This is a genomic window from Burkholderia mayonis, assembly GCF_001523745.2.
GTDB lineage: Bacteria > Pseudomonadota > Gammaproteobacteria > Burkholderiales > Burkholderiaceae > Burkholderia > Burkholderia mayonis.
In genome coordinates, this window is the sequence record NZ_CP013386.1 from 632,769 (window position 1) to 650,119 (window position 17,351).

Sequence of the window (17,351 nt, forward strand, 5' to 3'; positions counted from 1 at the left end):
GGAGGAGAGGATGCCGATGGATGCAGAAGCACTCCGTTTTCCCGCGCCGTATGCGCCGCATCGCGGACTGATGCGCGCGTTCGACGCGTGTCCGCTGATCGCGATCCTGCGCGGGCTCACGCCCGCCGACGCGGCGGCGCACGGCGCTGCGCTGTACGAAGCGGGCTTTCGCATCGTCGAGGTGCCGCTCAATTCACCCGATCCGTTCGACAGCATCGCCGCATTGCGCGCTGCGTTGCCCGCCGATGCGATCGTCGGTGCGGGCACGGTGCTGCGCGCCGAATACGCCGACGAAGTGGTGCGCGCGGGCGGCGAGCTGATCGTGATGCCGCATGCGGACGGCGACGTCGTGCGCCGCGCGAAGACGCTCGGCATCGCATGCGCGCCCGGCGTCGCGACGCCGACCGAGGCGTTCGCCGCGCTCGCGAACGGCGCGGACGTGCTGAAGATGTTTCCCGCCGAGCAGCTCGGCCAGTCCGCCGTGAAGGCGTGGCGCGCGGTGATCGACGCGCGGGTGCCGCTCGTGCCGGTCGGCGGGATCACGCCCGAGAACATGGGCCCGTATCTCGCGGCGGGCGCGAACGGCTTCGGCCTCGGCTCGGCGCTGTATGCGCCCGGACAGGCGCCCGCCGTCACCGCTTCGCACGCGCAGGCGTTCGTCAAGGGGCTGCGGATCGCGCGCAAGGGAGCGGCGCGGTGAGCCGGCTCGCGGGCAAGGTCGCGCTCGTGACGGGCGCTGGACGCGGCATCGGCGCTGCCATCGCGCGCGCGTTCGTGCGCGAAGGCGCGGCCGTCGCGCTCGCGGAGCTCGATGCCGCGCTCGCCGAAGAGACGGCCGACGCGATCGGGCGCGACATCGCCGATGCGCGCGTGCTCGCGATACAGACGGACGTCACGCAAGCCGAATCGATGTCGGCCGCGGTTGCGCAGGCGGCGCGCGCATTCGGCCCGCTCGACGTGCTCGTCAACAACGCCGGCATCAACGTGTTTCGCGATCCGCTCGCGCTCACCGACGACGATTGGCGGCGCTGCTTCGCAGTCGATCTCGACGGCGTCTGGAACGGCTGTCGCGCGGTGCTGCCGGGGATGGTCGAGCGCGGACGCGGCAGCATCGTGAACATCGCGTCGACGCATGCGTTCAAGATCATTCCCGGCTGCTTTCCGTACCCGGTCGCGAAGCACGCCGTGCTGGGCCTGACGCGCGCGCTCGGCATCGAATACGCGCCGCGCAACGTGCGCGTGAATGCGATCGCGCCGGGCTACATCGAGACGCAGGCGACGCACGACTGGTGGAACGCGCAGCCCGACCCGCAGGCCGCGCGGCGCGAGACGCTCGCGCTGCAGCCGATGAAGCGGATCGGGCAGCCGGACGAAGTCGCGATGACCGCGGTGTTCCTCGCTTCGGACGAGGCGCCGTTCATCAACGCGAGCTGCATCACGATCGACGGCGGCCGATCGGTGCTGTACCACGACTGATTCACTCGCGCGGTCGTCCCGTCAGGGATGCACGACGTGCGAAGGCGGCGCGCGACGGTCGCACGCGCCGCGTCGAGACGACGAAGCGGCCGACAGATCCGGTGACGGAGACAACAAGGAGACAAGCAACATGAAACGCAGAATGTTCATCACGCTGGCGGCAGCGGCGACGGTCGCGGCGGCGGGCCTGCCCGCGCACGCGGCCGAGCCCGTGAAGATCGGCTTCCTCGTCAAGCAGCCCGAGGAGCCGTGGTTCCAGGACGAATGGAAATTCGCCGAGATGGCCGCGAAGGAGAAGGGCTTCACGCTCGTGAAGATCGGCGCGCCGTCCGGCGAGAAGGTGATGAGCGCGATCGACAATCTCGCCGCGCAGAAAGCGCAAGGCTTCATCATCTGCACGCCCGACGTGAAGCTCGGGCCAGGCATCGTCGCGAAGGCGAAGTCGCACGGCTTGAAGATGATGACAGTGGACGACCGGCTCGTCGACGGCGCGGGCAAGCCGATCGAATCGGTCCCGCACATGGGCATCTCCGCGTACGACATCGGCAAGCAGGTCGGCAGCGGGATTGCGGCCGAGATCAAGAAGCGCGGCTGGAACATCAACGAAGTCGGCGCGATCGACATCACGTACGAGCAGTTGCCGACCGCGCACGATCGCACGACGGGCGCAACCGACGCGCTCGTCGCCGCCGGCTTTCCGAAGGCGAACGTGATCGTCGCGCCGCAGGCGAAGACCGACACCGAGAACGCGTTCAATGCGGCGAACATCGCGCTCACGAAGAATCCGAGGTTCAAGCACTGGGTCGCGTATGGCCTCAACGACGAAGCGGTGCTCGGCGCGGTGCGCGCGGCGGAAGGGCGCGGCTTCAAGGTGGCCGACATGATCGGCATCGGCATCGGCGGCTCGGACTCGGCGCTCAACGAGTTCAAGAAGCCGCAGCCGACGGGCTTCTTCGGCACCGTGATCATCAGCCCGAAGCGGCACGGCGAAGAGACGTCCGAGCTGATGTACACGTGGATCGCGCAAGGCAAGGCGCCGCCGCCTCTCACGTTGACGACCGGCATGCTCGCGACGCGCGACAACGTCGGCCGCGTACGCGAGACGATGGGCCTCGCGGCGAAGTGAGCGGCGTTCGCCGTGCCCGCGATGCGGGCGTCGCGCGACGCGGCGCTCGCAGCGGAGAACGTGGCGGAGAACGCAGCGACGAACGCAGCGATGCGACGAAATGGCAATACGGATGGCGGGAGACGGAGGCGACGTGGCTGCGGCACTGCGTTTTGACAATATCGGCAAGGTCTTTCCCGGCGTGCGCGCGCTCGACGGCATTTCATTCGACGTGCACGCGGGGCAGGTGCACGGCCTGATGGGCGAGAACGGCGCGGGCAAGTCGACGCTGCTCAAGATTCTCGGCGGCGAATATCAGCCCGATTCGGGCAGCGTGCTCGTCGGCGGGCAGGCGATGCGGTTTCCGAGCGCCGCCGTGTCGATCGCGGCGGGCATCGCGGTGATTCATCAGGAGCTGCAGTACGTGCCCGACCTGACGGTCGCCGAGAACCTGCTGCTCGGCCGGCTGCCGAGCGCGCTCGGCTGGGTCAGGAAGCGCGAGGCGCAGCGCTTCGTGCGCGAGCGGCTCGCCGCGATGGGCGTCGATCTCGATCCGCAGGCGAAGCTGCGCAGCCTGTCGATCGCGCAGCGCCAGATGGTCGAGATCTGCAAGGCGCTGCTGCGCAACGCGCGCGTGATCGCGCTCGACGAGCCGACGAGCTCGCTGTCGCACCGCGAGACGGAGGTGCTCTTCAAGCTCGTCGACGATCTGCGGCGCGACGGCCGCGCGCTCATCTACATTTCGCACCGGATGGACGAGATCTATCGGCTCTGCGATGCGTGCACGATCTTTCGCGACGGCCGGCAAGTCGCGTCGCACGCGTCGCTCGCGAACGTGCCGCGCGAGACGCTCGTGCGCCAGATGGTCGGCCGCGAGATCAGCGACATCTATCACTACGCGCCGCGCGCGCTCGGCGACGTGCGTCTGTCGGCGCGCGCGCTCGAAGGCGACGCGCTGCGCGCGGGCGCGAGCTTCGACGTGCGCGCGGGCGAGATCGTCGGCTTCTTCGGGCTCGTCGGCGCGGGGCGCAGCGAACTGATGCGCGTGATCTACGGCGCGGACCGCCGGACGGGCGGCGCGCTCACGCTCGACGGCAAGCGGCTCGACATCCGCTCGACGCGCGACGCGATTCGTCACGGGATCGTCCTGTGTCCCGAGGATCGCAAGGAAGAGGGGATCGTCGCGCATGCGTCGGTCGCCGAGAACATCAACATCAGCTGCCGCCGCCATGCGCTGCGCGCGGGCCTCTTCCTCGATCGCAAGCGCGAGGCGGAGACCGCCGAGCGCTTCATCAAGCTGCTGAAGATCAAGACGCCCAACCGTCGGCAGAAGATCCGCTTCCTGTCGGGCGGCAATCAGCAGAAGGCGATTCTCGCGCGCTGGCTCGCCGAGCCGGATCTGAAGGTCGTGATCCTCGACGAGCCGACGCGCGGCATCGACGTCGGCGCGAAACACGAGATCTACGGCGTGATCTACGCGCTCGCGCAACGCGGCTGCGCGATCGTGATGGTGTCGTCCGAGTTGCCGGAAGTGCTCGGCGTATCGGACCGCATCGTCGTGATGCGCGAAGGGCGGATCGCGGGCGAGCTCGCGCGCGGCGAAGCGAACGAAGAGGCGGTGCTCAATCTCGCGCTGCCGCAGGGCGCGACCGCGCACGCCGCGTGACGGGCGGCGCGCGATCGGCGCGCAACGGCTCGCGGCGGGTGGGACGACTGATTCAAGAAACGGAGACACGGGCGGCAGCGCCACCCGGCAGAGGAGCAAACGACATGCAAGCGAGAGAGAATCTTCCACAAGCCGCGGCGCGCGCGGCGGTTGCGCCGGCCGAAGACCGGCAGCGCTGGCGGCAGCACATCGCCGACTACAGCCTCGTTGCGATCTTCGCGGTGATGTTCGCCGCGATGTCGCTGACGGTCGATCATTTTTTCTCGATCGACAACATGCTCGGCCTCGCGCTGTCGATCTCGCAGATCGGGATGGTCGCGTGCACGATGATGTTCTGCCTCGCATCGCGCGATTTCGACCTGTCGATCGGCTCGACAGTCGCGTTCGCCGGCGTGCTGTGCGCGATGGTGCTCAACGCGACCGACAACACGTTCGTCGCGATCGCCGCGGCCGTCGCGGCGGGCGCGGTCATCGGCTTCGTCAACGGCGCGGTGATCGCGTATCTGCGGATCAACGCGCTGATCACGACGCTCGCGACGATGGAGATCGTGCGCGGGCTCGGCTTCATCGTGTCAAAGGGGCAGGCGGTCGGCGTGTCGTCGGAGACGTTCATTTCGCTGGGCGGCCTGTCGTTTCTCGGCGTGTCGCTGCCGATCTGGGTGACGCTCGTGTGCTTCGTCGTGTTCGGCGTGCTGCTCAATCAGACCGTGTATGGCCGCAACACGCTCGCGATCGGCGGCAATCCGGAAGCGTCGCGGCTCGCCGGGATCAACGTCGAGCGCACGCGTGTCTACATCTTCCTGATCCAGGGCGCGGTGACCGCGCTCGCGGGCGTGATCCTCGCGTCGCGGATCACGTCGGGCCAGCCTAACGCAGCGCAAGGCTTCGAGCTGAACGTGATCTCCGCATGCGTGCTGGGCGGCGTGTCGCTCGCGGGCGGACGCGCGTCGATCTCGGGTGTCGTGATCGGCGTGCTGATCATGGGCACCGTCGAGAACGTGATGAACCTGCTCAACATCGACGCGTTCTATCAATATCTCGTGCGCGGCGCGATCCTGCTCGCCGCCGTGCTGCTCGATCAACTGAAGAATCGCGGCGCACGCGATTGATTGCATCGACCGTTTTTTCGGGAATGGACAGATGAGTGAAATTTCTTCGCATCACGAATCGAGCGGCGCACACGATGCGCAGGACGTGCAGGATATGCGTTACGCATGCTATCCGAGCCTCGCCGGCCGCACGGTGCTGATCACGGGCGGCGCGACCGGCATCGGCGCGTCGTTCGTCGAGCACTTCGCGCGGCAGGATGCGCGCGTCGCGTTCGTCGACCTCGATGCGCGAGCGGGCGAAGCGCTCGCCGCGCGATTGGCCGATGCGGCGCACGCGCCCGTGTTCGTCGCGTGCGATCTCACCGACGTCGCGGCGCTGCGTGGCGCGATCGACACGATCCGCGCGCACATCGGCCCGATCGCGGTGCTCGTCAACAACGCGGCGAACGACGTTCGCCACGCAATCGAGGACGTGACGCCCGAATCGTTCGACGCCGGCATCGCGGTGAACCTGCGCCACCAGTTCTTCGCGGCGCAGGCGGTGATCGACGACATGAAGCAGTTGGGCGGCGGCTCGATCGTCAATCTCGGCTCGATCAGCTGGATGCTGAAGAACGCGGGCTATCCGGTCTACGCGACCGCGAAGGCGGCGGTGCAGGGGCTGACGCGCGCGCTTGCGCGCGAGCTCGGGCCGTTCCGCATTCGCGTGAATTCGCTCGTGCCCGGCTGGGTCATGACCGACAAGCAGCGCCGGCTGTGGCTCGACGATGCGGGCCGTGCGGCGATCAAGGCGGGGCAGTGCATCGACGCCGAGCTGCTGCCCGGCGATCTCGCGCGGATGGCGCTCTTTCTCGCCGCGGACGACAGCCGGATGATCACCGCGCAGGATGTCGTCGTCGACGGCGGGTGGGCGTAACAATCGTTCGGATGACGAAGTTCGACGGAAGCAGGAGGACTGAATTATGACGGTGACGCACTCTCGCCCCTTGGCTGCCGATACGGTGCAGACTTTACAGACGCGCGCTGCGCGGCGCGCGGCCGCCGCACATCTGGTGAGCCCGGGACCGCAGACTTCGCGGATCGCGCGCGGCGCGGGCGTGGCCGATGCGGAGATCGCGACGCTCGCGAACGACGTGTTGCGGCTCGACGTCGCGCCGCATCTGGGCGGGGGCGTCACGCGCTTCGACTGGCGCGGCGACGGCGTGCTCACGCCGATTTTCCGCCGCTGCGACGCGCCATGTGCGCGCACCGATCCGAACGAGCTCGCGTGCTATCCGCTGCTGCCGTATTCGAACCGGATCGGCGGCGGGCGCTTCGAGTGCGACGGGCGGCTCGTGCGCGTGCCGCGCAATCGCACGACCGAGCCGCTGCCGATCCACGGCGACGGCTGGCTCGCGCGCTGGCGGCTCGACGATGCGGCCGACACGCAATTGTGCCTGTCGCTCGATCGCAGCGAAGGCGCGCCGTACGCCTATCGCGCGACGCAGGTCTACGCGCTCGACGGTGCGACGCTGACGATCGCGCTCGCAATCGAGAACACGGGCGCGGCGCGCTTGCCGTTCGGGCTCGGCGTGCATCCGTTCATCGTGCGTGATGCGTCGACCGAGCTCGCGGCCGCCGCGAGCGGGCTGTGGCTGTCGACGCCCGATTGGCTGCCGTCGCGCCATGTCGGCGCGCCGGCGGCGTGGCGCTTCGGCATTGCGTATCCGCTGCCGGACGCGCTCGTCAATCACGCGTTCACCGGCTGGGGCGGCGGCGCGACGATCGCATGGCCGCAGCGCCGTCTCGCGCTGACGGTCACGTCCGACGCCGATTGCTACGTGCTGTATACGCCGCCCGGCGAGCCGTTCTTCTGCTTCGAGCCTGTCGATCATCCGATCGACGCGGTGAACCTGCCAGGCGGCGCGGCCGCGCACGGGATGACGCTGCTTGCGCCGGGCGAGCGTCTGACGCGGCGTTTCCGTTTCACGGTCGCGCGCACCGATGCGCGTGCGGCGCCTGCGGCGCGCGAGTCGAAGCGGCGTTCAATCGCATAGAAAAGGCCGATGTTGTCGGCGCACGCGTGCCCGAGAGCGAGGCGAACGCAGCGCGGATCGACGCCGAGCGGGTGGCCGGTTCGGACGCGAACTGATGCGACAGGGCTTACGCGATTCGATCGATCGCGCGGAACCCGATCCGCCGCGCATCCGGCCTCGATTCAATTTCGCCCGACTTCGATCCGACCGTGCGAATCCGCGCCGCGGCGTTGCATGACACGCCTGCGTGCGACGCCGGCGCACCCGGCGCGAGCCCGCCCGCACGCTTCCCCATCCCGGCGCAGGTAAAATACGCGCCTTCCCAACCGCTTAGCCGTGAGTGAGCGCCATGTCTTCCACGCCTACCTTCATCGAATCGCTGCGCGCCGCCTGGCGGCGCACGAATTCGCTGCTGTGCGTCGGTCTCGATCCGGAGCCGACGAAGTTTCCCGCGCGGTTCGAGAACCAGCCCGATGCGATCTTCGATTTCTGCCGCGAGATCGTCGACGCGACCGCGCCGTTCGCGAGCGCGTTCAAGCCGCAGATCGCGTACTTCGCCGCGCATCGCGCGGAAGATCAGCTCGAGCGGCTGATCGCGCACATCCATCTGCAGCATCCCGGCCTGCCCGTGATCCTCGACGCGAAGCGCGGCGACATCGGCAGCACCGCCGAGCAGTATGCGCGCGAGGCGTTCGAGCGCTATCGGGCGGACGCGGTGACGGTCAATCCGTACATGGGCTTCGATTCGATCGAGCCGTATCTCGCGTACGAGGACAAGGGCGTGATCGTGCTGTGCCGCACGTCGAATCCGGGCGGCTCGGACCTGCAGTTCCTCGAGACGGGCGGCCGGCCGCTCTACCAGGTCGTCGCCGATCTCGCGGCGAACAAGTGGAACGCGAAGACGGGCCAGCTCGCGCTCGTCGTCGGCGCGACGTTCCCGAAGGAGATCGAGATGGTGCGCGGGCTCGTCGGCGACATGCCGCTCCTGATCCCCGGCATCGGCGCGCAGGGCGGCGATGTCGCGGCGACCGTCGCCGCGGGCCGCACGGCCGACGGCACCGGGATGATGATCAACTCGTCGCGCGCGATCCTGTACGCGAGCCGCGACGACGACTTCGCCGACGCGGCCGCGCGCGCCGCGCAACAGACCCGCGACACGATCAACGCGCATCGCTGAGCGTCGCAGCCGCACCTGTCGATGTCCGGCGCGCGATGCCGGGCGTCGGCGCAGGTGCGGCGCGCTTTCACGCCGATACGCATCGCGCGCGGCGCATCCCGCACGGCATGCGCCGCGCGCGAACAAATCGACGCCGCTTCGGGGCATGCCGCGCGCCGGGAAATCGCAAATCCTGCGACAAATTCGTGATCACGCCATTCCTGACGAATCCGATGACGTGGCGCGAAGGCCGGCTCGGCTCGATCGCCGGCTGGATCGCCCCGTGGAAGAAGCCCGTGCTCATCAAGAGCGACACGCCGAAGTCCGGCGGCGACATGCCGCTCGACGCGACCGACATCGAGCACGGCGGCATGCGCGTGAGGGGCGGCAAGAAGGACCTGCCGTTGAAGGAGACCCGCGCGTGGTCCGACGAATCCGCCGCGCGGCAAGAGGCGCTCGGGCAGCCCGCGCCCGCGAGTGAATCGCAACGGGATCGTCGTCAAGCCGCACGCGATCCGGTAATGGCGACGCCCGCCGCGCTGGCGGCGACGCTTCAGCGCTCCTGTTCGTCGAGCAGCTTGATGAGGCCGCGCAGCGCATGCGTGGCCGCCTGCACGCGGATCTGCTCGCGGTCGCCCTTGAACACGAGCGTTTCGACCGACGTGTGCAGCCGGTTGCTCCAGCCGAACGACACGGTGCCGACGGGCTTGTGCTCGGAGCCGCCGCCCGGCCCGGCGATGCCGGTGACGGCGAGCGCGACCTGCGCGCGGCTGTTGCGCAGCGCGCCTTCGACCATCGCGCGCGCGACGGGCTCGCTGACCGCGCCGTGCTTGTCGATCAGATCGGCGGGCACGCCGATCATCTCGGTCTTCGCGAGATTCGAATAGGTGACGAAACCGCGCTCGAACCAGCCGCTGCTGCCGGAGATGTCGGTGATCGCGGTCGCGATCATGCCGCCCGTGCAGGACTCGGCGGTGGCGAGCGTCAGGTGCCCGTCGCGCAGCTTGTTGCCGATGCGGATCGCGAGCTGATGGACGACGGAATCGGTTGGCATGCGGGAAGATCCGGTGCGAACGGGAGTAAACGAGAGCGAGGCGGCGTCACTGGACGAACGAGCGCCACAGCGCGATCACGAAGAGCGTCATCAGCGCGGCGATCAGGTCGTCGAACATGATGCCAAAGCCGCCTTTCAAATTCCGGTCGAAGTAGCGGATGGGCGGCGGCTTCACCATGTCGAAGAAGCGGAACACGACGAATGCCCACAACTGCTCGACGAACGTCGCGGGCGTGACGAACAGCATCACGAGCCAGATCGCGACGATCTCGTCCCAGACCGCGGGGCCCGGGTCGGCGATGCCCATCTTCTTCGCGGTGAAGCCCGTCATCCAGATGCCGGCGACGAAGCCGACGGTGATGAGCGCCCACCATTCGGGCACGGTCAGGTAGCGGTTCAGCGCGACGAACGTGAGCCAGCCGAACAGCGTGCCGAACGTGCCGGGCATGAACGGTGCAAGGCCGCTGCCGAAGCCGAGCGACACGATGTGGACCGGGTGCGAGAACATGAAGCGCACGGTCGCGCGGCGGCGCGCGATCTTCTGCTGCTCCTGCTGCGGCGCGGGCATGGGCGCGGGCGCGGGCGCCGGGCCGGGCTGGCCGGCGGAGCCGGCGGGACGGGGCGTCGGGTCAGTTGGCATGGAAATGATCGAAACCGTGCAGCGTGAGCGAAAGCGGCGCGCCCGACGCGTCGCGCCAGATCACGGCGCGCGCGTCCGTCGGCGCGGACAAGCCGCGTATTGTACCGATCCGCGTGACGGACACGCCCGCGCGCGCGCCGGCGGCCTCGATCGCGGTGCGCGCGGACGGCGCGGCCGTGAAGCACAGCTCGTAGTCGTCGCCGCCTTCGAGCATGCAGCGGCGCTGCACGTCGGCGGGCAGCGTCGCGAGCGCGGCCGAGCGCGGCACCGCGTCGACGTTCACGTCCGCGCACACGTTCGAGCGCTCGAGGATGTGCGGCAGATCGCCCGCGAGGCCGTCCGACACGTCGAGCGCCGCGTGCGCGATGCCCGCGAGCGCGACGCCGAGCGCGACGCGCGGCTCCGGCCGCTCGAGCGCGTGGCGGAACGCGGCCGCCTCGCGCTCGCCCGCGCGCCACTCGCCGCGGATCACGCCGAGGCCCGCGCGCGCGTCGCCGAGCGTGCCGGACACCCACACGTCGTCGCCGTCGCGTGCGGCGTCGCGACGCAGCGCGGCGTCGGCTTCGACGTCGCCGAACACGGTGACGCACAGGTTGAGGGGCCCGCTCGTCGTGTCGCCGCCGATCAGCTCGCAGCCGTGGCGGTCCGCGAGCGCGAAGAGGCCGTCGGCAAACGCCTCGAGCCAGCCGGCGTCGGCGCGCGGCAACGCGCACGCGAGCGTGAACGCGCGCGGCGCCGCGCCCATCGCGGCCAGGTCGGACAAATTGACGGCGAGCGTCTTGTGGCCGAGCGCGCGCGGATCGACGTCGGCGAGAAAGTGCCGGCCTTCGACCAGCATGTCCGTCGAAATCGCCAGCATCTTGCCCGGTTGTGGTGCAAGCAGCGCGCAGTCGTCGCCGATGCCGAGCGCGGCGCGCGCATGCGGACCCTTCGCGCGGCGCGCGAAGAAGCGATCGATCAACGAGAATTCCGAAAGGGGGGGATGGGCCACGGGCGCGGGTGTCCGAGCGTTGAGATGACGCCCATTGTAAGGCGCTTCGCGTCGGCGTCCGGCGGGGCGGCGGCCCGCGCGCGGCGGATTCGTGACGTTTCGGTCGCGGCAGTCGAACCCTAATCGGCGATTTTGGCTGTGGGATTGGCGCTACAATGCGTCGAACAGGTATTCTAATCCGCAGCCCCTCCGTAGAGACACATGTCCACCACGTCCTCCTCTTCCAAAGAAAAGCTCCGCGAAGCCGCCCTCGACTACCACGAATTCCCGACGCCGGGCAAAGTTGCGATCGCGCCAACCAAGCAGATGATCAACCAGCGCGATCTCGCGCTCGCCTATTCGCCGGGCGTCGCGTTCGCGTGCGAGGAGATCGTCGAGAATCCGCTGAGCGCCGCGCGCTTCACCGCGCGCAGCAACCTCGTCGGCGTCGTGACGAACGGCACCGCGGTGCTCGGCCTCGGCAACATCGGCCCGCTCGCGTCGAAGCCGGTGATGGAAGGCAAGGCGGTCCTCTTCAAGAAGTTCGCCGGGATCGACGTGTTCGACATCGAGCTCAACGAGTCCGATCCGCACAAGCTCGTCGACGTGATCGCCGCGCTCGAACCGACGTTCGGCGGCATCAACTTGGAGGACATCAAGGCGCCGGACTGCTTCATCGTCGAGCGCGAATGCCGCAAGCGGATGAAGATTCCCGTGTTCCACGACGACCAGCACGGCACCGCGATCGTCGTCGCGGCGGCGGTCACGAACGGACTGAAGGTCGTCGGCAAGAGCATCAAGGAAGTGAAGCTCGTCGCGTCGGGCGCGGGCGCCGCGGCGCTCGCGTGTCTCGACCTGCTCGTCGACCTCGGCCTGCCGATCGAGAACATCACGGTCACGGACCTGGCGGGCGTCGTCTACAAGGGCCGCACCGAGCTGATGGATCCGGACAAGGAGCGTTTCGCGCGCGAAACCGAGGGGCGCACGCTGTCGGACGTGGTCGGCGGCGCGGACATCTTCCTCGGCCTGTCGGCGGGCGGCGTGCTGAAGGCCGACATGGTGAAGGTGATGGCCGAGCGGCCGCTGATCCTCGCGCTCGCGAATCCGACCCCGGAAATCCTGCCGGAAGTCGCGCTCGAAGTGCGGCCGGACGCGGTGCTCGCGACGGGCCGCACCGACTATCCGAACCAGGTCAACAACGTCCTGTGCTTCCCGTTCATCTTCCGCGGCGCGCTCGACGTCGGCGCGACGACGATCACGCGCGAGATGGAGATCGCCGCCGTCAATGCGATCGCCGGGCTCGCGCAGCAGGAGCAGAGCGACATCGTCGCGACCGCTTACGGGATCCAGGATCTGTCGTTCGGTCCCGAATATCTGATTCCGAAGCCGTTCGATCCGCGCCTCATCGTGAAGATCGCGCCGGCCGTCGCGCAGGCGGCGATGGACGGCGGCGTCGCGACGCGTCCGATCGAGGACATGGAAGCGTACAAGGTCCACCTGCAGCAGTTCGTCTATCACAGCGGCACGACGATGAAGCCGGTGTTCCAGCTCGCGCGCAGCGCGCCCGCCGAGAAGAAGCGGGTCGTGTTCGCGGAGGGCGAGGAAGAGCGCGTGCTGCGCGCGGTGCAGATCGCCGTCGACGAGAAGCTCGCGAAGCCGATCCTGATCGGCCGGCCGACCGTGATCGAGCACCGGATCCAGCGCTACGGCCTGCGTCTCACGCCTGGCGTCGATTTCACGATCGTCAACACCGAGCACGACGAGCGCTACCGCGATTTCTGGCAGACCTACTTCAAGATGATGTCCCGCAAGGGCATCAGCGAGCAGCTCGCGCGCGTCGAAATGCGCCGCCGCACGACGCTGATCGGCTCGATGCTCGTCAAGAAGGGCGAAGCGGACGGGATGATCTGCGGGACGATCAGCACGACGCACCGCCATCTGCACTTCATCGACCAGGTGATCGGCAAGCGCGAGGGCTGCAGCGTGTACGGCGCGATGAATGCGCTCGTGCTGCCGGGTCGCCAGATTTTCCTCGTCGATACGCACGTGAACGTCGATCCGACCCCGGAGCAACTGGCCGAGATCACGATCATGGCGGCGGAAGAAGTGCGCCGGTTCGGCATCGAGCCGAAGGTCGCGCTGCTGTCGCACTCGAACTTCGGCACGAGCAACGCGCCTTCCGCTCAGAAGATGCGCGATACGCTCGCGATCCTGCACGAACGGGCGCCGGAACTGCACGTTGACGGCGAGATGCACGGCGACGTCGCGCTCGACGCGGCGCTGCGCAAGGAGATCCTGCCGGAATCGACGCTCGAGGGCGAAGCGAACCTGCTCGTGCTGCCGAACATCGACGCGGCGAACATCGCGTACAACCTGCTGAAGACGGCCGCCGGCAACAACATCGCAATCGGGCCGATCCTGCTCGGCGCGGCGCAGCCGGTGCACGTGCTGACCGAATCGGCGACCGTGCGCCGGATCGTCAACATGACGGCGCTGTTGGTTGCCGACGTGAACGCCGCGCGTTGAGCGAAGTTATCAATAGATAAAAAAACGGCGCGCCCATTGCGGGCGCGCCGACGGGCATGGCGGAGATAGCGCCTTCCCGAAGCCGACGACGCCACCCTTGGGCCGCAAGAGGCGGCGAGGAGGCAGAAACCCGCCGCAGCTGACGCCGTCTCGGTAATTTTACCCTATATAAGTTATCTTTACCTTATGGAAGATAAAAATAACGACAACGAGCGCCATTCCATCCTTTCATCTGCCTAACGAGCATTGATTCCCGCGTGCATTAGCGCTACGCTTACGCCTTTCTTGGTCGTCAACTTATTGATTTAACAGCGGGAACCTTCGTTTATGGCACGCAAGTGGCTCCGCAACGGCGCGCTCGCGTCCGTCTTCGCGATCGTCGCGGTTGTCGCGATAGGCAACATCGGCGTTTCGCCGGACAGTCTGGTTTCCGCCGCATATGCACGGGAAGCCGCCGTGGTAAATGGGGCGGCAGCGCAGATCGACACGGTCCCCGCGTCCCGGTTGCCGCGCGAGGCAGTGACCACGCTGAGCCTGATCGCCGCAGGCGGCCCCTATCCGTACGAGAAGGACGGTGCGGTATTCGGCAATTACGAACGAATTTTGCCGAAGATGCGGCGCGGCTATTACCACGAGTACACCGTGCCGATGCCGAGGGCCCGCAACCGCGGCGCACGGCGCATCGTCTGTGGCGGTCCCTTGAGGCGCGTCGACAATTGTTATTACACCGGCGACCACTACAACAGTTTCAAACGTATCGTTGATTGACTTCGGGATGAGCGGCATGAGCGACAACATCTACGCGCACGAGACGACGGCTGCGGCGGATCTTTTCGCGGCCGGCGGCGGTAACCTGTTTCAGCGCGTCATGCAGATGCGCATGGCGGCGCACGCCGGCGGAGCGCCTGACGGCGCGGCCAGCCCCGGGCTTTCATCCATCGAGGAGCCTATGAGCCTTTTTACGACCGTGCGACCGAATCTCGTGCAGTCGATCCGTGCATTTCGCGTGCAGGATCTCGCTGACGAAGCGAATCAGCTCGGCCAGCATTTCCTGTATGCGTACTGCGGGAATGCCCAATCGAAGCAGGAAGTGCTGGAAACGATCGCGACATCGTTCCTGTTCCCGAAGCACTTCGGCAAGAACTACGACGCGCTGTACGACTGCCTGACAGACCTCGTCCACAAGGCGGGCACGCAGCCGGGTTTCGTGATCGTGCTCGAAGCGCTGCCGATCGCGCACAAGTTCGACAAGGAGGGGCGCGAGACGCTGCTCGACGTGTTCCGCGAGGCGGCGGAATTCTGGGCCGAGCGCAAGGTCGCGTTCCGCGTCTTTTACTCGTTCGCCTGAGCCGGCGCGGCAGCCGGGTTCAGCCCGCAAGACGCGCGAAGGCTCGCATCCAGCGGGCCTTTTCTTTGGGTTTTGTCGTTATCCGAGCCGTGACGCGCGGCGGCAGCTTCGCATCACCACCCGCCCCAGCGCGCGGCGAGCGCGGCGAGCATCGCGATCCCGGCCGTTTCGGTGCGCAGCACGCGCGGGCCGAGCAGGATCGACGCGAAGCCGCGCTCGCGCGCGGCCTCCTCTTCGTCCGGCGCGAGTCCGCCCTCCGGGCCGATCAGCAGCGTGACGCCGCCCGCAGGCGGCGCGCCCGGCAGATCGGCGAAGCCGACGCTCGCGCGCGGCGACAGCATCAGGCGCAGCTCGTCGGGCGCCGGCGCGGCGGGCAGGGCGGCGAGCCACGTGTGGAAATCGCGGACGGGCGCGACGTTCGGCACGCGATTGCGTCCGCATTGCTCGCACGACGCGCGCACGACGCCCTGCCAATGCGCGATGCGCTTTTGCGCGCGCTCGCCGGACAGGCGCACGACGCCACGCGCGGTCGACAGCGGCGCGATCGCCGCCGCGCCGAGCTCGACCGCCTTCTCGATCAGCCAATCCATCTTGTCGCCGCCCGCGATGCCCTGCGCGAGCGTGATCCGGTACGGCGCCTCGACGTCGGCGAGCGCGAACGCGCCGATGCGCACCAGCGCCGCGCGCTTGTCGAGCTCGACGACTTCCGCCCGGTACTGGCCGCCCGCGCCGTTGAAGAGCGTGATCGCATCGCCCGTCGCGAGGCGCAACACCTGGACGTGCCGCGCGACGTCGGCGGGCAGCGCGAGCGTCGCGTCGCTTTGCAACTCGGCGTCGACGAAAAAGCGCGGAATGGCGGACGTGCTGGCCGTCATGCGGCAATGCGCCGCGCGAGCGCCCAGCGGTACCCGTCGAGATCCTCGATCTGCGCGAAGCGATCGCCCCAGAACTGATCTTGCGGCGCGGTCAGTGATTTCGCGCCCGCGTCGAGCGCGCGCCCGTAGGTCGCATCGACGTCGTCGACATACAGATAAAACGACTGCGGCGCGGTCGCGCCCGAATTTTTCGGCGTGCGGGCCGTCGAGCCGAACGCGCCCTCGGGCGCGAACATCACGATCAACTGGCCGCGGTACGACATCTCGACGTGCATGATCGCGCCGTCTTCGTCGATCAAGTCACGCTTTTCGAAGCCGAATGCATCGCTGAAAAATTGAATCGACGCCTGCGCGTTGCGCACCGTCAGATAGGGGGTCAACCATGGCACGTAGGCCGGCCGTGGGTCGGTCATACGGGTTCTCCTGCGGGAAAGTTGGGGCTTCGCCGAACTTAGCGATGTATGCCGAGAGTATCGCGCAGCGCGCGCGGCAGCGTGAAGAGTGCGGGATGCAGCTTCGCGTCGTAGAAACGCAATCCGTCGATGCGCCGTTCGGCGAGCCGCTCTTCGACGTCGTGCGAGAACAGCGACGCCGCGTCGAGCGCGTCGCTCGCGATCGCCATCAGCCATGGCGAGCCGTACAGCGGCACATGCGCGCACAGCGGCGCGACGACCGCGAAGCGCGTGCGCAGCGCGGCGAGCAGCGCCTTGATGCGCGCCCCGTGGAAGAGCGGCGAGCCGAGGTGCAGCGACACCGCGCCTTGCGGCGTCAGGATGCGCTTCAAGCGCGCGTAGAACTCAGGCGTATAGAGGCTCGCGGCGGGGGAGTCGGGCGGCGTCAGGTCGAACACGGCGAGGTCGAAGTGCTCGCATGCGTGGTCGACGTAGCGCGCGGCGTCGCCGATCACGAGCTCGACGCGCGGATCGTCGAGCGCGCCCTGATGGACGTCGCCGAGAAAGTGGCGCGCCATGTCGACGACGGCCGGATCGAGCTCCGCGACGACGATTCGCTCGATGCACGGATGCTTGAGCAACTGGCGCGCGGCGCCGCCGTCGCCGCCGCCCAGCACGAGCGCTTTCCTGGGCGCCGGGTGCGCGAGCGCGGCCGGGTGCGTCATGCACTCGTGATAGACGAATTCGTCGCCGACCGACGTCATCGGCCTGCCGTCGAGCGTGAAGAGCCGTCCGAGCAGCGACGTCTCCCACACCTCGATTTCCTGATGCTCGGATGCGATGCGCGCGAGCCGCCGGGCGTTCGGAAAGCCGTAGGCGGCGTCGGGGGTCGGATGGAAGAGGAGGGTGGAGCTCAAGGCGGCGGGTGCAGCTGGCGGGGCGGTTCGATGGTGAGAATTATAGAGGGTGGGAAGACGGACGAGAAACCGCACGGACCGTCGGATTCGGACAAGGCTTGGACGGAGGGCATCTGTTAAAATGACGAGCTTTGCAGCCTCGTCCGTTTGCTCGTCCGCTTC

General features: G+C 68.1%; 17 protein-coding genes. 11 read left to right on the plus strand and 6 right to left on the minus strand.

Annotated elements, in window-relative coordinates:
• The first annotated feature begins 10 nt into the window (after positions 1–10).
• From WS70_RS03260 to pyrF, 8 genes are all read left to right on the plus strand, one after another.
• Entirely contained in the window at positions 11–700 is a 690-nt protein-coding gene (locus WS70_RS03260; RefSeq protein WP_059596327.1) for a 2-dehydro-3-deoxy-6-phosphogalactonate aldolase, read from the plus strand.
• Entirely contained in the window at positions 697–1,476 is a 780-nt protein-coding gene (locus tag WS70_RS03265) for an SDR family oxidoreductase (RefSeq protein ID WP_059596328.1), read from the plus strand. The genes WS70_RS03260 and WS70_RS03265 overlap by 4 nt, the downstream gene beginning before the upstream one ends.
• Before the next feature lie 130 nt (positions 1,477–1,606).
• A complete protein-coding gene (locus WS70_RS03270; protein WP_059470726.1) occupies positions 1,607–2,602 on the plus strand; it encodes an arabinose ABC transporter substrate-binding protein in 996 nt (331 codons plus the stop codon).
• A 133-nt stretch (positions 2,603–2,735) separates the two neighbouring features.
• Positions 2,736–4,247 (plus strand): L-arabinose ABC transporter ATP-binding protein AraG, encoded by a 1,512-nt coding sequence (araG, locus tag WS70_RS03275; RefSeq protein WP_059470892.1) that lies wholly within the window; start codon positions 2,736–2,738, stop codon positions 4,245–4,247.
• A gap of 104 nt (positions 4,248–4,351) precedes the next feature.
• A complete protein-coding gene (araH, locus tag WS70_RS03280; protein ID WP_059470727.1) occupies positions 4,352–5,356 on the plus strand; it encodes an L-arabinose ABC transporter permease AraH in 1,005 nt (334 codons plus the stop codon).
• 31 nt (positions 5,357–5,387) lie between these two features.
• Positions 5,388–6,212, plus strand: coding sequence for an SDR family NAD(P)-dependent oxidoreductase (locus tag WS70_RS03285; protein ID WP_418230143.1), 825 nt, complete (start codon positions 5,388–5,390; stop codon positions 6,210–6,212).
• A gap of 46 nt (positions 6,213–6,258) precedes the next feature.
• A complete protein-coding gene (locus WS70_RS03290; protein WP_059596329.1) occupies positions 6,259–7,332 on the plus strand; it encodes an aldose 1-epimerase in 1,074 nt (357 codons plus the stop codon).
• 328 nt (positions 7,333–7,660) lie between these two features.
• The gene (gene pyrF / locus WS70_RS03295) at positions 7,661–8,488 is read left to right on the plus strand and encodes an orotidine-5'-phosphate decarboxylase (protein ID WP_059470729.1); all 828 of its coding nucleotides are present in this window, start codon (positions 7,661–7,663) and stop codon (positions 8,486–8,488) included.
• 532 nt (positions 8,489–9,020) lie between these two features.
• Here pyrF and WS70_RS03305 read toward each other — a convergent pair.
• The 3 genes from WS70_RS03305 to thiL are packed head-to-tail and all read right to left on the minus strand — an operon-like array spanning position 9,021 to position 11,152.
• Positions 9,021–9,521 (minus strand): CinA family protein, encoded by a 501-nt coding sequence (locus WS70_RS03305; protein WP_059470731.1) that lies wholly within the window; start codon positions 9,519–9,521, stop codon positions 9,021–9,023.
• Between the two features lie 46 nt (positions 9,522–9,567).
• Entirely contained in the window at positions 9,568–10,161 is a 594-nt protein-coding gene (locus WS70_RS03310) for a phosphatidylglycerophosphatase A family protein (protein ID WP_059470732.1), read from the minus strand.
• Positions 10,151–11,152: a thiamine-phosphate kinase gene (thiL, locus tag WS70_RS03315; RefSeq protein WP_059470733.1), complete on the minus strand. Its 1,002-nt coding sequence runs from the start codon at positions 11,150–11,152 to the stop codon at positions 10,151–10,153. The genes WS70_RS03310 and thiL overlap by 11 nt, the downstream gene beginning before the upstream one ends.
• Before the next feature lie 201 nt (positions 11,153–11,353).
• Between thiL and WS70_RS03320 the strand changes: the two genes are divergently transcribed.
• The 3 genes from WS70_RS03320 (at position 11,354) to WS70_RS03330 (ending at position 15,005) form a co-directional block, all read left to right on the plus strand.
• Complete coding sequence (locus WS70_RS03320; protein WP_059470734.1) at positions 11,354–13,657, plus strand: NADP-dependent malic enzyme; 2,304 nt, start codon at positions 11,354–11,356, stop codon at positions 13,655–13,657.
• A gap of 327 nt (positions 13,658–13,984) precedes the next feature.
• Positions 13,985–14,425, plus strand: coding sequence for a ribonuclease (locus WS70_RS03325; protein ID WP_059596331.1), 441 nt, complete (start codon positions 13,985–13,987; stop codon positions 14,423–14,425).
• A 16-nt stretch (positions 14,426–14,441) separates the two neighbouring features.
• Positions 14,442–15,005, plus strand: a complete 564-nt coding sequence (locus WS70_RS03330) for a barstar family protein (protein WP_059596400.1) — start codon at positions 14,442–14,444, stop codon at positions 15,003–15,005.
• Positions 15,006–15,118: 113 nt separating this feature from the next.
• On the opposite strand, the gene WS70_RS03335 is transcribed toward WS70_RS03330, so the two are convergent.
• The 3 genes from WS70_RS03335 to speE are packed head-to-tail and all read right to left on the minus strand — an operon-like array spanning position 15,119 to position 17,189.
• Positions 15,119–15,880, minus strand: coding sequence for a 16S rRNA (uracil(1498)-N(3))-methyltransferase (locus WS70_RS03335; RefSeq protein WP_059596332.1), 762 nt, complete (start codon positions 15,878–15,880; stop codon positions 15,119–15,121).
• Positions 15,877–16,293, minus strand: a complete 417-nt coding sequence (locus WS70_RS03340; protein ID WP_059596333.1) for a VOC family protein — start codon at positions 16,291–16,293, stop codon at positions 15,877–15,879. Before WS70_RS03340 ends, WS70_RS03335 begins: the two co-directional genes overlap by 4 nt.
• Before the next feature lie 38 nt (positions 16,294–16,331).
• Positions 16,332–17,189 carry a polyamine aminopropyltransferase gene (speE, locus tag WS70_RS03345; RefSeq protein ID WP_059470738.1) on the minus strand — a complete coding sequence of 286 codons (858 nt, stop codon included), beginning with the start codon at positions 17,187–17,189 and terminating at the stop codon, positions 16,332–16,334.
• Positions 17,190–17,351: the final 162 nt, after the last annotated feature.

Coding starts and splice junctions, on each gene's coding strand:
- WS70_RS03260 (WP_059596327.1), top strand. CDS start 11: ATGCCGATGGATGCAGAAGCACTCCGTTTTCCCGCGCCGTATGCGCCG.
- WS70_RS03270 (WP_059470726.1), top strand. CDS start 1,607: ATGAAACGCAGAATGTTCATCACGCTGGCGGCAGCGGCGACGGTCGCG.
- araH (WP_059470727.1), top strand. CDS start 4,352: ATGCAAGCGAGAGAGAATCTTCCACAAGCCGCGGCGCGCGCGGCGGTT.
- WS70_RS03285 (WP_418230143.1), top strand. CDS start 5,388: ATGAGTGAAATTTCTTCGCATCACGAATCGAGCGGCGCACACGATGCG.
- WS70_RS03290 (WP_059596329.1), top strand. CDS start 6,259: ATGACGGTGACGCACTCTCGCCCCTTGGCTGCCGATACGGTGCAGACT.
- pyrF (WP_059470729.1), top strand. CDS start 7,661: ATGTCTTCCACGCCTACCTTCATCGAATCGCTGCGCGCCGCCTGGCGG.
- WS70_RS03305 (WP_059470731.1), bottom strand. CDS start 9,521: ATGCCAACCGATTCCGTCGTCCATCAGCTCGCGATCCGCATCGGCAAC.
- WS70_RS03310 (WP_059470732.1), bottom strand. CDS start 10,161: ATGCCAACTGACCCGACGCCCCGTCCCGCCGGCTCCGCCGGCCAGCCC.
- WS70_RS03320 (WP_059470734.1), top strand. CDS start 11,354: ATGTCCACCACGTCCTCCTCTTCCAAAGAAAAGCTCCGCGAAGCCGCC.
- WS70_RS03325 (WP_059596331.1), top strand. CDS start 13,985: ATGGCACGCAAGTGGCTCCGCAACGGCGCGCTCGCGTCCGTCTTCGCG.
- WS70_RS03330 (WP_059596400.1), top strand. CDS start 14,442: ATGAGCGACAACATCTACGCGCACGAGACGACGGCTGCGGCGGATCTT.
- WS70_RS03335 (WP_059596332.1), bottom strand. CDS start 15,880: ATGACGGCCAGCACGTCCGCCATTCCGCGCTTTTTCGTCGACGCCGAG.
- WS70_RS03340 (WP_059596333.1), bottom strand. CDS start 16,293: ATGACCGACCCACGGCCGGCCTACGTGCCATGGTTGACCCCCTATCTG.